We start from the raw sequence: 14,784 nt of genomic DNA, 5'->3' as shown, positions 1-14,784 counted from the left end.
GCCTGCTACTGCACGGTAATGTCGGGAAGCAAATCGAAATTCAGGCCCTGACCAGCCGGTGGTCCGGCATTTTGCCCGCCCGGGTTGCCGGAAGGCGATGGCAACTGGCCGCCGCGCCGGGCATCCTGCGATGGAGCGACAGGCGTCTGCTGGCGACCGATGCTGCGCGGCGGCAGCTGCCGCATTCTCAGCCGCTCCTCATCCTCCGCACGGCGTTCAGCGGCCGCCCGTGCTTCCGCCTCCGCCCGCATCCGCGCCGCTTCCGCCGCCGCTGCCTGACGGCGGCGCTCCTCGGCGATCGTCCGCAAGCGCTGCTGCTCACGCTCCGCCGCGCGCCCCCGATAAAGCGCGACCTCGCGGCGCAAGCGTTGCTTTTCGAGCACATTCGCCTGTAGTGTCTCGACACGCCTGCGCTCGCGCTCGAAGGCTCTGAGCGACAGGAAGTTCGACAGCTCCGTGACATCGATCGTCACGCCGGGCGATGCAAGCAGCCCGGCATAGGAGAACCGGACGCGAGGCTCGGCTCCCGCAAGCGCCTCCTCGCCGGGACGGAAGGTCAGATCGATCGCCCCGCTCATTCGCCCTGCAGGCAAGTCGAAAGCGGCCTCCCCGCTGAAAGCGGCGTTGCCATCACCGGCGGTGACGTTCTGCGCCCTGACGGTTCCGCCTGCAATGCCGAAGGGCACCTTCACAGCACCGACGACCGACTGGCCGGTGAAGAGCAGGTTCTCTGCAGCCTTGCGGATCGCATCGGGCGAGATATCGGTCTTCATTGCGTCCGCCGCCGCCATCAGTTGCGGCAGCGCCGCCGTATTGATGCCGTTGAGCGTAAGCCCGTTCAAGGTCGCCGTTCCAGATCCGCTGAGCGATTGCACCATTGCCTGCGGCGTTGCGCCGGCAGCCTCCATCGCCACGGCAAGATCGAAGCGGCCGGTCGCCACCGGGCCCGTCGGCCGTACCCAACCCGTTTCGGCAATGTCGGCACCTGTGAGATCGAACTTCGAGCGCAGGTAGCCGGAGCCGTTGGCATTGCCGATTTGCAGCCGCCCCGCGAGCTTGCCCCCCAGCCAGTCTCCCGTCGCATCGCTGAGTGCGAGTTCATCTCCCTTCCATTGCAGCTGCCCGGCAAAGCCGGTCACCGGACCGTAGACGCCTGGCCAGAAGCGCTTCGCACTTACGTTGAGCGCCACATCGAGCCCGGTCCATGCCGGTTTTACGACCGGTGCCAGCGCCAGTCCCCCGGTGCTTGCGTCGTGAACCTGCCCCAGAATTCCTTCGCCGAGCCAGGCGAGATCGAGGGCATCGACCGAAAGCTCCCCTTGCGCCTTGCCGAGGACCTTGCGGTCGATCGAAAGCGCGCCGGCAAAGCCGTTCTGGTCGGCTTTGCCCTCGATTGCGGTCACTGCGATTTTTTCGGCATCGGTCGCAAACTCGGCCGAGACCGTTACCGGCAAACCGCTGCCCATCTGCGGCAGCCCGATGCCCTGCAACAGCAGATAGGGCTCCAGGTCCTCGGACTTCAGGGTGAGCTTCCCCTGCCCTTCGAGGTAGTGCGCGCGCGCAAGATCGAAGACACCGTTCGCCGCAAGCGACGTCCGCTCCGTGGTGAAGGTCAGCGAACCATTTGCCTTCGAGCCCTCCGTGCTCTGCAGCTTTATGGCAAGAATGCCGTTTGCGTCCGCTTCGAAGGGCAGCGGGTCCAATCCGGCCTGCCCCAGGAGAACGGATGTCTGCGGATTCTCGAGCGTCGCCTCCAGCAGCATGCCCTGGCCGGCGAGCGCCTGGGCGACATCGGGCGCCTGATAGCTGGCGGCTATCTTGCCTCCGTTGGCGGTCCCGATTACGCCGAAGGTGAAGGGTGCGTTCCCCTCCTTGTTGCCGGCCGTCAGCGTTACGTCGAAAGCAGCGTCCGAGTAATAGGGTCCGGCCTTGATCAGCCGTGCCAGCGCCGGATGGGCCGCGCTATGCCGTCCGATCATTTCGAGGAAGGGCGTAAGCTCCTCCGCGGCGAGTTTCATCTTCGCCGACACGACCGGTTTTTCGAGCCCGCCGCTGATGCGGCCGGAAAACGCAAGCTGTGCGCCGGAAAGAGCGCCGATCGCCACGCGCTCCGCCTGGAGCTGGCCGTTCTTGAAGGTGAGTACCGCCTGAACGTCCTGCGCTTCCTCACCGAAGGCGGAGAATGTCTCGGCGGAAAGATCGGCGGCGATGGCGTGCTGCAGCAACGTCCCGGTGGAGGCGTCGCCCGCGACAAGACCGGCGAGGGCCTGAAGCGCCTCCATATCTATGCGGTTGCCTTTCAACTGCAGCGACAGCGCGGGCGGCTGCTCGGCGAAGGACTGGCGCTCGATCCTGCCGCGCAGCGTGGCCGGACCCGCCGCCACTTCAAGGTTTTCAAACTGCTGCAGAGTGTCCGTCAGATTGACCGTCGCCGAAAACCCGGCCGTTTTCAGCGTGCGTATCTCCGGATCGACCGATCCCGCCAGCCAGTTCGCGAATCCCGACGGCTGGTTCGAAGCGATGACGAGGTCCCCGCGAAAGGAGCGCTGCTCCTTGAGGCTCAGCCGGCCCTTGGCTTCCAGTTGCGTGCGGCCGGGCAGGAGTGCGACCGCATTGTCGACGATCCAGCCGGCGCCGTCGGGCCGGACGTCAAGGCGAACGTCGCGCACCGTCGTGTCGCCGATCACGATCGCCGGAAGTTTCAGACTGGCGCGTCCCGGCACCTGCGGGATCGGGATATCGGCGGCGATCGCCAGCATTGCGTCGATCCGCTGGCGTAGCGAGACGGCCGGATCGCGCCCCGTCTTGCCGCTGCTGCCGGAATTGCCGATGCGGCTGACATCGATCTGCTGGCCGTCGGCGATCAGCAGGAACCGCTGGTCCTTGCCGGTGTCGAGCGTCGCCTCGCCGGTGACGATATAGGGATCGTCGGGCGGCCCTATTTCGAAATGGTATTCCGGTACGCGGATGCTTTCATTGGTAAGCTGGAACTCGCCGTTGATACGAAGGGCGCCGTCCGCCTTGACCTCGCTGGCGGGCCGGTTCTCCGTGAGCGTGAAGCGCCCGGCATAAACCGGTCTGAAATCGACGATCTTCAGATCGCCGTCGAGCTCCACGCCGAAGGGCCGTTCGTCCGGCACCAGCCGCGCCCGCAGGCTCAAGGCGCCTGTTTCGTCGACAGTGTTGCTCGTCAATGAGAAGCTTCCCGCCTCACCGTCGAGCGTCGCACGGCCTTCGACCTTCCAGGGCCCGGCGAGCGTGCGGGCGGAGAGGTCGGCGGAGAGCTCACTGACCAGGCGTGTGCGCCCCGTCTGCTCATCCACGAACTCGATCTCGCCGTCGGCGATCTCCACCCTTTCCAGGATGACCGTATTGGCGGGAATCGCGGCGCGCGACCCGCGTGCCCAATCCAGCGTGCCATCGGGCTGGAGCCGGAGCCGCGCCTTCGGCCGGTCGAGCCGCATGTCGAAGATCAGTGCCTCGCCGCTCAGGAAGGGCGCAAGCTCCGCGCTCATCGAAAACTGCGCGACCTGAATCAGCGGTGCGCCGCCGTCGCTCGCTCCGACGCGCACGTCGTTGAGCGTGACCGTAGGAAAGGGAATGAGACGCGCATCGACGCTGCCATGGACCACCACGGGCTTGCCCATGATGCGGCTTGCCTCCCGCTCGAAATCGGCACGGAAGCTGGTCCAGTCGATAAACAGGGGTGCGATCAGCGCGGCAAAGAGCGCGACGACCAACAGTCCTCCGAGGGTAACCAGAATTCGCGCCAGCACCGTGTCACATTCCCGTCAGTTCGTCCGTCCCTTGCATTGCGGCTTTGAACCGGTTTTGCAAGTCTCAGGCAAAGATCTTGCCCGGATTGAAGATGTTGTCGGGATCGAGAGAGCGTTTGATCTGCCGCATCAGATCCAGCGCATCGCCGAGTTCGGCCGCAAGAAACGGCATCTTGCCCTGCCCGATCCCATGTTCGCCCGTACACGTGCCGTCCATGGAGAGCGCCCGCCCATTCAGCCGCTCGACGAAAGCCTCCGCCTTCGCCACGTCAGCCGCATCCGTGTCGTCGAAGAGCAGCCCCACATGAAAATTTCCATCGCCGGCGTGCCCGACGATCGGCGCGACCAAACCATGCGCAGCAATGTCTTCATGCGTCGCCGCGACGCAGTCGGCAAGACGCGAGATCGGCACGCAGACGTCGGTGGAGAGAATGGCGCGCCCGGGCATGAGGCTCTTCTGCGCCCAGTAGGCGTTGTGCCGTGCCTTCCAGAGCCGTGCCCGCTCTTCCGGATTGGTCGTCCAGATGAAACCCGTAGAACCGAATTCCGACGCTATTTCGGCGAATTGACGGGACTGCAGCTCGACGCTCTCCCCGTTGCCGTGGAATTCGACGAAAAGGGTGGGCGTTTCCTGGTAGGTCAGGCCCGAATAGGCATTGCACGCCCTCATCTGCAACGCGTCCAGGAGTTCTATGCGCGCCACCGGGATGCCGGACTGGATCGTCAGGATCACGGCATTGCAGGCGTCGGCAATCGTCGGAAAAGGGCAGACGCCGCCGGAAATCACCTCCGGTATGCCCTGCAGGCGCAGCGTGATCGAGGTGAGGATGCCGAGGGTGCCTTCCGCGCCGACGAAGAGGCGCGTCAGGTCATAGCCGGTCGACGACTTGCGCGCCCGATGGGCCGTCGTGATTTCGCGCCCGCCGGCGACGACGGCCGTGACGGCGAGCACGTTTTCCTTCATGGTGCCGTAGCGCACCGCATTGGTGCCCGATGCACGCGTCGACGCCATGCCGCCGATCGAGGCGTTGGCGCCCGGATCGATCGGGAAGAAGAGACCGGTGTCGCGCAGGTAGCTGTTGAGTTCCTCCCGCGTCACGCCCGGCTCCACCGTGCAGTCCAGGTCGTCGGCATTGACCGCAAGCACCCGGTTCATCCGCATCATGTCGACCGAAATGCCGCCATGGGGCGCGTTGACGTGACCTTCGAGCGAAGAGCCCGTTCCGAAGGGGATGAGCGGCACGCGGTGCTCACATGCGATCTCCACGACCTCGCGCACCTCGGCTGCACTTTCGGGGAAAACCACGGCATCGGGCAGCTGCGCGGGAATGTAGGTCGTCGTGTGGGCGTGCTGGGCCCGGATCGCTTCACCGGTCTGGAATCGATCGCCGAAGCGTGTGGCGAGGTGTGTTTTGGCCGCCGCGATACCGTTCTCGTTTCTCGCCCCTGCCCGGATTGCGTTCACCGCCACGAAAATTCTCCTTCTCATCTCCCGATGCGCCTTCGCGGCCCCGGAAGAGCGCTCTTTCGTCTTGAGCGCCCGCACAATCTATCTCCAATTCGCACTCGAATTAAGGGCACCCGGTCCGGCGCGACAAGGAAAATACGCGAGGGCTCACTCTCCCGTCTCCACTCTCGCAAATCCGTCGCGGGCGCTTTGGACGGCTTCGAAGATCGACACCGTCCTTGTCCGCACGCGCCCCAGCCACCCGGCCGACCGGAAGCGCTTACATTTCAATGGGCTACTGTGCAAATCGGAATCACTTTGTCCAGAAGTTCACCGGTTTGGAGCGGCATCGCGTCAAAAAATTACCGCCGGTGATACCGGCTTGTCACAAGTCCGGCCGACTGGAGGGCACCGCAGCGAATGCGCCTTTTGTTTGCAGGCCTATAGGGTATTATGTCCGGAAAGGGAGAACGTCGCATGTTCGGGCTGCTTGCTTTGATCACCGCGTCGATTTTCTTCGGCGCCGCCATTTACATCAATGTGGCTGAACAGCCTGCCAGACTGGCGCTGGACGGAGGTGCAGCGCTGCGGGAATGGGTACCCGCCTATCGGCGCGGCTTCGAGATGCAGGCTCCTCTCGCGATCGTTTCCTGCCTCCTCGGCGCTGTGGCATGGTGGCAGTCAGGCGATGCGCTCTGGGGCTTGGGAGCGGCCGTCATCATACTCAACTGGCCCTATACGCTTTTCGTCATCATGCCCGTCAACCAGCGCCTGGAGACGACCCGTCCGGATCAGGCGAATGCGGAAACCCGCGAACTGATCGAGCGCTGGGGCAGGCTCCATGCCGGCCGCAGCGCCCTCGGTGCGCTCGCTACCCTCATCTATCTCGCTGCCGCAGCAGGCGGCTTCTGACGAGCCCGCGGCAATTGCGCCGCGCCACCTGCCGCTGCCTCAGATCTCGCTCATGTCAGATCTTGAGCACCTCGGCCGCCTTCATCTCCTCCAGCAGCTTCCGCTCCTCGTCGGCATGCGGCTTGGTAAAGCGGGCAATGACCAGATAGGCGACGGGGGTCAGATAGAGCGTCACGACCACCGCCAGACCCAACCCACCCACGAGCACCCAGCCGAGGGCGATGCGCGCTTCGGCGCCGGCACCGCTTGCCAGAACCAGCGGTACCGCGCCCACGACAGTCGCGATCATTGTCATCATCACCGGCCTAAGACGGATATTGGCGGCATTCTCGATGGCGCTGCGGACGTCCTGCCCACGGTCGCGGAGCTGGTTGGCGAATTCGACGATCAGGATGCCGTTCTTGGCCATGATGCCGACCAGCATGACGAGTCCGATCTGACTATAGATGTTGAGCGTGTTGCCGGTCACGATCATTGCGAAGACGGCGCAGGCGAGACCGAGCGGCACGGTCGACATGATGATGAGGCCGCTTACGAAGCTTTCGAATTGCGCCGCAAGCACCAGAAAGATGATGACGAGCGCGAAGCCGAAGGTAACGAACAGGCCGTTGGCGTTCTCGTCCAGCGTCGTGGCTTCGGCAAGCGGCATGATCCGCGATCCGGGCGGCAGAAGGGGTTCGGCCATCTCCTCGACCATCGACAGCGCCTCGCCGAGTGCGAGATCGGACTTCAGCCCGGCCGACAGCGAAACGGCGCGCAGTTGCGATTCGCGGGAAAGCTGCGGCGCCACTGCCTTCTCCTCGACCGTGGCGATGGACGACATCGGCACGATGCGGCCGTCGCCGGCCTTGACGAAGATGTTCTGCAGATCCGTCGGGTCGTTGAGCGGCTCGGTGGAAGAGAGCAGTTTGACCGGATAGGCCTCTCCTTCCACGAAGATATCGACGACGCTGCTGCCGTCGAGCATCGCCTGCAGCGCCCAGGAGAGGCCACCTATGTCCACGCCGAGGTCGGAGGCGCGCTCCCGGTCGATCGTCACCGACAATTGCGCCTGGTTGGCCTCGTAGTTGAGCCTCACATTCTCGAAGCGGCCGGTATCCTCCATCGCCCTGACGAGCTTCGCCGCCGCGTCGCCCAGCTTCGTGTAATCATTGCCGACAAGCGCGACCTGCAGGCCGCTGCCGGCACCGCGGATACCGAGGCTGTTCGCCTGGATGGTGAAGGCGCGAACCGACGGGATCTTCGACGTCGCCCTGTTGATGTCGGCGACGATCTGGCCCTGCGTACGCTCGCGCGCTTCCCATGGGGCAAGCGTCAGGACCATGAAGCCGCTATTGGCCGAGCCGCCCTGACCGGAAATCGAGAACACATTGCTGATCTCGCCGGATTTGAGCAGCGGCTGCAGGCCCTCTTCGATGCGGCGCAGCTGTGCCTGCGTGTATTCCAGCGAGACGCCCTGCGGCGCGTTGACCCGCAGCATGACCTGCGAACGGTCCTCGTTCGGCGTCAGCTCCGACTTGAGCGTCAGAAAGCCCAAAGCGCCGACGGCGGTAAAGAAGGCGGCCACCGCGAAGACGATGAGCGGCGCATTCAGGCAGGCGCGAAGCGTCACGCGGTAGAAGGCGGAAGCGCGCCGGCCGAAGCGCTGCATCACCCCCTCATGCTCATGCGGCTCTTTCGTCAGCATGCGCGAGGCGAGCATCGGACAGAGCGTCAGCGAGACGAAGGACGACAGGAGGATCGAGAAGGCGAGCACGAAGCCGAATTCACGGAAGAGCCCGCCCGTCTGCCCCGGCAGGAAGGAGAGCGGAACGAACACGGCCGCCAGCGTAGCCGTGGTTGCGAGCACGGCGAAGAAGACCTCGAGCGTACCGTGGACGGCGGCGGCGCGCGGACCGAGGCCCTCGGCCCGGCGCCGCACGATATTTTCGAGCACCACGATCGCATCATCGACGACGAGCCCGGTCGCAAGCACGATCGCCAGAAGCGTCAGGATGTTGATCGAGAAGCCCGCAAGATAGATCGCGGCCACCGTTCCGATCAGCGCGATCGGCATGGTTATGGTCGGGATGAGCGTCGCGCGCCAGTCGAGCAGGAACAGGTAGATGACGAGGGTGACGATGAAAACGGCGACGAAGAGTGCGATCTCCACCTCATGGATGGCGCCGTTGATGAACACCGCATCGTCGCTGGTGATCTTGAGCTCGGTTCCGGGCGGCAGGATATCCGAGGAGATCGCGTCCACGACGCTGCGCACGCCCTCGGAAATATCGACCGTGTTCGACTGGGCCTGGCGGATGATGCCGAGGCCGATACCCTCGCGGCCGTTGGAGCGCAGCGCCGAAGTGCCCGTATCCGGGCCGAGGGTCACGGTCGCGACGTCGCGAAGCCGGACATTGTTGCCGAGCATCAGGTTTTCGAACTGCTCGGGCGTCTGGAGGTCGGCCGTCGCCCGAACGGAGATGTCCTGACTTGCGCTCGTCAGCGAGCCCGCCGGCACATCGTAGGAGGCGTCGGAAAGCGCCTCGCGAAGATTGGCCACGGTGACTCCGCGTCCGGCGAGCTTCGCCTGATTCAGGTCGATACGGAAAATCTTCTCCTGGTCGCCGTAGACGGTGACGTCGGCAACGCCTTCGACCGCGGCCAGCCGGTCGCTGATCTCGTTCTCGACGAGCAGCGTCATGTCGTCCATGCTCATCGTGTCGGAGGTCAATGCAAGGCGCATGATCGGCTGGCTGTCGGAATCCGCCTTCACGATGCGCGGCTCGTCGGCATCATCAGGCAATTGGCCGGTGATCCGGCCGAGCGCATCGCGAACGTCGTTGGCCGCCTGGCCGATATCGGTCGTGTCGGAGAATTCGAGCGTCACCCGGCTGCGCCCGAATGACGAGGAAGACGAAATGCCCTTGATGCCCTGCACGCGCGAGACGGCACCTTCGATGACCGAGGTCACTTCACGGTCGATCGTTTCCGGCGAGGCGCCGTCGAACTCGGTCGTGACCGAAACCACCGGCTGGTCGACCTGCGGCAGTTCGCGGATCTCGACGCCGTTCCAGGCGGCAAGACCGGCCACGACGATCAGCGTGTTGACGACCAGGGCGAAGATCGGCCGGCGGATGAAAAGCGCGGTGAAACCCGTCTTTCCGCCCTGCCCTCCGCCTGGTTGATGGCCTCCCATGCCGATATTCATTTCGCGTCTCCCGCGACCTTCTGCTCGGCCTCGGCCGCAGGCTCGCCGGCGATCCGCACCACGCCGCCGTCGCGAAGCCGCTGCACGCCCTCGGTCACGACGCGGTCGCCCTCGGCGAGGTCCGCATCGACAAGCACCCTGTCGGGATTGCGCTGGATGATCTTGATCGGCACGCGCTCGCTTTTGTCGCCTTTGACCCGCCAGATAAAGGAGCCTTCGGAGCTCCATTGGATCGCCAGCGGGTCGACGGTGGGATATCGGTCGCCGTCGAATGCCACGGTGACCGAAAAGGACATGCCGGCGCGCAGCATGTCATCCGGATTCTCGAGTCGCGCCCGGACCCGGAGCGTCCGGCTCTCCGGGTCGAGGCGGTTGTCTATCGCGTGAACGACGCCCTGGAGTGCACGCCCTGGCTGCGCGATCGCGCTCGCGGTCACCGGCTGATCGACGGAGATCTTGCCTGCGAAGCGCTCGGGCACCCAGAAATCGACGAGGATCTGCGACCGGTCGTCCACGACGGCGATCGGCGTCGAGGTCGTGACGTAATCTCCTATATTGACGGTGATGATCCCGACCACCCCCTTGGAGGGCGCCACGATGTCGCGACGCTTCAGGTCGAGCTCGGCGGTTTTCAGCGCCAGTTCGGCTGCCTGCAGCGCGATTTCGGAGTCACGCACCTCGACGGCCGTCACTGCGCGCGCGGTGCTGAGATTGCGGTAGCGCTCGACCTTCTCCCGGGCACTGTCGCGGGTCAGCCGCGCCTGCTCGGCAGCGATCATCTGGTCGTCGCTGTCGAGGCGCGCGATAACCTGGCCTTCCGTGATCCTGTCGCCCGACTTCACCAGTATTTCCGTGAGATTTCCCGTTGCGGTCGGCGTCACCGTAACCGAGCGGATCGCTTCGCCGTTGCCGATCGCGTTCAGCCTGTCGTTGACGACGGCGCGCTCGGCAGGCTTAACGACGACCAGGGGGGCTTCCGCGAAGCCGCTGCGTCGACCCTGCCCGCGCTCGCCATTGCCCGAACCGCCCCCTGCCCCTTCGCCGTCCTTTGGTCCCGACAACGCATCGATCAACGGTTGCGAAACCCCGATCGCCGCCAAGGTCTCACCCGCGCCGGGCGCAAAGCGCACCCACGCGGCGCCCCCGACGGCGAGGACGACGACGCTGATCGCGAGCTGATTCCAAAAGCGCATTCATGTCTCCAAAAGAAAAGCTCTCCAAAAGAAAAAGCCCTCCAAAAGAAAAGGGCGCTCCAACGAGGCGCGCACCCGATGGAACGTTCCGATTTGCGCCGATTATCGTTGTTTGCAGACGTCCGGGCAATCTCGGAATGGCATCATTACGCAATTGTAACAAAAGCGATTTTGGTGGCGGCATGATGGCCCCTGCGCCCGTCCTGAACCGCACACGCTGGCGGCGGGTCGGCGGCATGTTTACAGCTTGCGTGGCTCGGCTATTCTGTTCGTCGCCGGCGGCTGTTTCGGGCCGGCTCTCGACACGAAGGGAGACGGCAATGTGCGATGCATGCGTCATCGAATCGGTCAAGCAGCGGATGATGTCGCGGCGGAGTTTGCTCCGTGCGGCCGCGGTCGGTACGGCAGGCATTGCCGCCGCCGGCATGGGGATCGCACCTCCGGCGCTTGCCGCCGGCCACGGCAGCGTCACCGATCTCACCCATGAACTTCATGAGGAGTTTCCGACTTTCTTCGGTCAGCAGCAATTCTTCCGGGAGCAGAAGTTCAAATATGCCGAACACAAGTTCAACCTGTTCGAACTTCGGGTGAACGAGCACACCGGGACTCATGTCGACGCGCCGCTGCACTTCTCCGCCGACGGCCTTTCAGTCGCCGAGTTGCCCCTCGACAAGCTGCTCGTGCCGCTCTGCGTCGTCGACATCCGCGAGAAGGCGGCCGCCGATCCGGATGCGCAGCTGACGCCGGACGACATCAAGGCGTGGATTGCGGCCAATGGAGACATTCCCGAAAACGCCTGCGTCGCCATGCTGTCGGGCTGGTCGGATCATCTCGGTACCGACAAGTTCCGCAATGCAGACACGGCCGGTAAGATGCATTTCCCCGGCTTTCACGTGGAAGCGGCCAAGTTCCTGATCGAGGACACGAAGGCAGCCGGCATCGCCGTCGATACCCTCTCGCTCGATCACGGCATTTCGCCCGATTTCGCCACCCATTACGCCTGGCTGCCGGAAGGCCGCTGGGGCCTCGAGGCGGCCGCCAATCTCGACAAGGTGCCGGCCAAGGGCGCGACGCTGGTCCTCGGCGCACCAAAGCACCGTGGCGGCACCGGCGGCCCGGCCCGCGTCTTCGCCCTCGTTTGAAACGCATGGAGTAAGCATGAGCACTGTGGCGCCGCCATCCGGTCCCGAATCCGACCCACGCGTCAAGGCCGTCTTCGACGACATCCGGGCGACTCGGAAATCGGACTTCATCAACAATATGTGGCTCTGGCTCGCCTTCGACCCCGAACTGCTGGAGCGGACCTGGGCGGAGGTCAAGGCGGTAATGGCGACGCCTTCGGCGCTCGACCCGCTGGTGAAGGAAATGCTGTATATCGCGGTTTCCGTGAGCAATGGCTGCGGCTACTGCATTCATTCCCACACCGCCGCCGCAAGGACCAAGGGAATGACGGACGCCGAGCACGCGGATCTCCTGCGCGTCATTTCGCTCGCCGCCAAGACCAACCAGCTGGCGACGGCCCTGCAGGTCCCGGTCGATCCGGTGTTCGACGCGTCCGGCAAAACATAAACGGCGGCATGCCGACCTGAAAACATCAGTCTTTCCACAGGCATGCGCGAGCGGGCGAAGGTTCCGGAATAAAAGAAGAACATCCTTTCTGGCCTTTCGGTCCCGAATCACTACATTGGGCCGCATGACCAAAGGTTTTGACGATATTCCCTTTTTCGACGAGGAACCCGCGCCGCGGAAACCCGCCGCCGCCGGCGGCGGCATCGCGGCGCGCGCCATGGCCGCCCGCGACAAGGCGCAGCGACCGGACTATGTCTCCGGGCTCAACCCGGAGCAACGGGAGGCAGTCGAGGCGCTGGAAGGTCCGGTGCTCGTGCTCGCCGGCGCCGGCACCGGCAAGACGCGCGTTCTGACCACGCGGATCGCCCATATCCTTTCGACCGGCCGCGCCTATCCCTCGCAGATCCTCGCCGTCACCTTCACCAACAAGGCGGCGCGGGAAATGAAGGAGCGCATCGGCGTGCTCGTCGGCCACGCCGTCGAGGGCATGCCCTGGCTCGGCACCTTCCACTCGATCGGGGTCAAGCTCCTCCGCCGCCATGCCGAGCTGGTGGGTCTGCGGTCCGATTTCACCATCCTCGACACCGACGATGTCGTTCGACTTATCAAGCAGCTCATCCAGGCGGAGGGTCTCGACGACAAGCGCTGGCCGGCCAAGCAGTTCGCCGGCATGATCGACACCTGGAAGAACAAGGGCCTGGACCCGTCGCAAATCCCGGAAGGCGATGCCCGCGCCTTTGCCAACGGCAAGGGCCGCGAACTCTATGCCGCCTACCAGAACCGGCTGCTGACCCTGAATGCCTGCGATTTCGGCGATTTGCTGCTGCATCCGATCCGCATGTTCCGCGCCAATCCGGACGTGCTGAAGGAGTATCACGCCAAGTTCCGCTACATCCTCGTCGACGAGTACCAGGATACCAACACGGCGCAATATATGTGGCTGAGGCTGCTGGCCCAGCGGACGCAGGGTTCCGGGAAGAACAACCCCTCCCCAAGCCCTGCGGCGCCGCAGTCCAGCCCCTCCCCCTCGTGGGGAGCGGTTGGGGAGGGGCATTCCCCTGGCGCCGAAGAGAGAAAGCCCACCGTCAACATTTGCTGCGTCGGCGACGACGACCAGTCGATCTATGGCTGGCGCGGCGCCGAGGTGGACAACATTCTCCGCTTCGAGAAGGATTTCCCCGGCGCCAAGGTCATCAAGCTGGAGCGCAACTACCGCTCGACCGAGCATATCCTCGGCGCGGCGGCGCATCTGATTGCCCATAACGAGGGCCGGCTCGGCAAGACGCTCTTTACCGAGCGCACCAATCCCGACGACGAGAAAGTGCATGTTCATGCCGCCTGGGATTCCGAGGAGGAGGCTCGCGCGATCGGCGAAGAGATCGAGCAGCTCCAGCGCAAGAAGCACAACCTGAACGACATATCGATCCTCGTGCGCGCCTCATTCCAGATGCGCGAGTTCGAAGACCGCTTCGTCACGCTCGGCCTCAACTATCGCGTCATCGGCGGCCCTCGCTTCTATGAGCGGCTCGAAATTCGCGATGCCATGGCCTATTTCCGCCTCGTCTGTCAGCCCGCCGACGATCTCGCCTTCGAGCGGATCGTCAACACGCCGAAGCGTGGCCTCGGCGAGACGACCGTCCGTACCCTGCACGACTATGCCCGGGCCCGCGACATCCCGATGCTGTCCGCGGCGAGCGAGATCGTCGAGACGGACGAATTGAAGCCGAAAGCGCGCAAGGGCCTCTTCGACGTCGTCGCCGATTTCCGCCGCTGGCAGGCTTTGCTCGAATCGACGCCGCACACCGAACTTGCAGAGCAGATCCTCGACGAGAGCGGCTATACCGCCATGTGGCAGGCCGACAAATCGGCCGAAGCGCCCGGGCGCCTGGAAAACCTGAAGGAACTCATTCGTTCGATGGAAGCCTTCGAATCCATGCGCGGCTTTCTCGAGCACGTCGCCCTCGTGATGGACGCCGAGCAGAACGAGAATATGGACGCCGTCTCCATCATGACGCTGCATTCGGCCAAGGGGCTGGAATTCGACACCGTCTTCCTGCCGGGGTGGGAGGAAGGGCTGTTCCCGCATCAGCGCGCCCTGGACGAGGGCGGCCGCGCAGGTCTGGAGGAGGAACGCCGCCTCGCCTATGTCGGCATCACCCGCGCCAAGCGCCGCTGTCATATCTGGTTCGTTTCGAACCGCCGCATCCACGGCCTCTGGCAATCGACGCTTCCCTCACGTTTCCTCGACGAGTTGCCGCTCGCCCATGTGGAAGTCGCCGAACAGGAGGTCTCTTATGGCGGCTACGGTCGCGGCGGTTACGGCCAGTCGCGCTTCGACAAGGCCGATCCCTTCGAGAACAATTATCAGACGCCCGGCTGGAAGCGCGCCCAGCAGCACCGCTCGGACGCCACCCGCGACAATTGGGGCACCCGCTCCGGCCACGCCATCGAACGCATCGGTTACGGCGAATCGGGGCCCCGCACCCGCACCATCGAAGGCGAGCTCGTCGCCAAGTCGACGAGCGCCGAGCCCTCCCGTTTCAATGTCGGCGACCGGGTCTTCCACATCAAGTTCGGCAACGGCAACATCGCGGCGATCGAGGGCAACAAGCTGACGATCGATTTCGACCGCGCCGGGCAGAAGCGCGTGCTGGATGGGTTCGTAGAGCCGGTGTAAGCACTTCCGGAAAAATGTGC

Annotated in this window: 8 protein-coding genes; 4 read left to right on the top strand and 4 right to left on the bottom strand. The window is 64.4% G+C overall.

The features are described from left to right. Positions 1-5 precede the first annotated feature (5 nt). Together ACFHWW_RS10850 and ACFHWW_RS10845 are read right to left on the bottom strand one after the other, a co-directional pair. Entirely contained in the window at positions 6-3,740 is a 3,735-nt protein-coding gene (locus ACFHWW_RS10850; protein ID WP_379938266.1) for an AsmA-like C-terminal region-containing protein, read from the bottom strand. Between the two features lie 100 nt (positions 3,741-3,840). Next, the gene (locus ACFHWW_RS10845) at positions 3,841-5,247 is read right to left on the bottom strand and encodes an FAD-binding oxidoreductase (protein ID WP_379938174.1); all 1,407 of its coding nucleotides are present in this window, start codon (positions 5,245-5,247) and stop codon (positions 3,841-3,843) included. A 453-nt stretch (positions 5,248-5,700) separates the two neighbouring features. On the opposite strand from ACFHWW_RS10845, the gene ACFHWW_RS10840 reads away from it, so the two are divergent. Next, complete coding sequence (locus tag ACFHWW_RS10840; RefSeq protein WP_100671669.1) at positions 5,701-6,135, top strand: DUF1772 domain-containing protein; 435 nt, start codon at positions 5,701-5,703, stop codon at positions 6,133-6,135. Between the two features lie 55 nt (positions 6,136-6,190). Here the strand turns inward: ACFHWW_RS10840 and ACFHWW_RS10835 are convergent, their stop codons facing one another. Next, positions 6,191-9,325, bottom strand: a complete 3,135-nt coding sequence (locus tag ACFHWW_RS10835; RefSeq protein ID WP_379938173.1) for an efflux RND transporter permease subunit — start codon at positions 9,323-9,325, stop codon at positions 6,191-6,193. Continuing rightward, positions 9,322-10,518 (bottom strand): efflux RND transporter periplasmic adaptor subunit, encoded by a 1,197-nt coding sequence (locus ACFHWW_RS10830; RefSeq protein ID WP_100671671.1) that lies wholly within the window; start codon positions 10,516-10,518, stop codon positions 9,322-9,324. The genes ACFHWW_RS10835 and ACFHWW_RS10830 overlap by 4 nt, the downstream gene beginning before the upstream one ends. A gap of 320 nt (positions 10,519-10,838) precedes the next feature. Here ACFHWW_RS10830 and ACFHWW_RS10825 point away from each other — a divergent pair, with 320 nt between their 5' ends. From ACFHWW_RS10825 to ACFHWW_RS10815, 3 genes are all read left to right on the top strand, one after another. Further along, positions 10,839-11,660 carry a cyclase family protein gene (locus tag ACFHWW_RS10825; protein ID WP_127711979.1) on the top strand — a complete coding sequence of 274 codons (822 nt, stop codon included), beginning with the start codon at positions 10,839-10,841 and terminating at the stop codon, positions 11,658-11,660. A 16-nt stretch (positions 11,661-11,676) separates the two neighbouring features. Next, entirely contained in the window at positions 11,677-12,087 is a 411-nt protein-coding gene (locus tag ACFHWW_RS10820; RefSeq protein ID WP_018095422.1) for a carboxymuconolactone decarboxylase family protein, read from the top strand. 124 nt (positions 12,088-12,211) lie between these two features. Next, positions 12,212-14,764, top strand: a complete 2,553-nt coding sequence (locus ACFHWW_RS10815) for an ATP-dependent helicase (protein ID WP_100671673.1) — start codon at positions 12,212-12,214, stop codon at positions 14,762-14,764. The last annotated feature ends 20 nt before the right edge of the window (positions 14,765-14,784 follow it).

The organism is Sinorhizobium sp. P24N7, from assembly GCF_042436655.1.
Taxonomy (GTDB): Bacteria; Pseudomonadota; Alphaproteobacteria; order Rhizobiales; family Rhizobiaceae; genus Sinorhizobium; species Sinorhizobium meliloti_A.
Note: the sequence above shows the minus strand (reverse complement) of the source record. Positions and strands in the feature narration are given on the sequence as shown.

Coding starts and splice junctions, on each gene's coding strand:
- ACFHWW_RS10840 (WP_100671669.1), top strand. CDS start 5,701: ATGTTCGGGCTGCTTGCTTTGATCACCGCGTCGATTTTCTTCGGCGCC.
- ACFHWW_RS10835 (WP_379938173.1), bottom strand. CDS start 9,325: ATGAATATCGGCATGGGAGGCCATCAACCAGGCGGAGGGCAGGGCGGA.
- ACFHWW_RS10830 (WP_100671671.1), bottom strand. CDS start 10,518: ATGCGCTTTTGGAATCAGCTCGCGATCAGCGTCGTCGTCCTCGCCGTC.
- ACFHWW_RS10825 (WP_127711979.1), top strand. CDS start 10,839: ATGTGCGATGCATGCGTCATCGAATCGGTCAAGCAGCGGATGATGTCG.
- ACFHWW_RS10820 (WP_018095422.1), top strand. CDS start 11,677: ATGAGCACTGTGGCGCCGCCATCCGGTCCCGAATCCGACCCACGCGTC.
- ACFHWW_RS10815 (WP_100671673.1), top strand. CDS start 12,212: ATGACCAAAGGTTTTGACGATATTCCCTTTTTCGACGAGGAACCCGCG.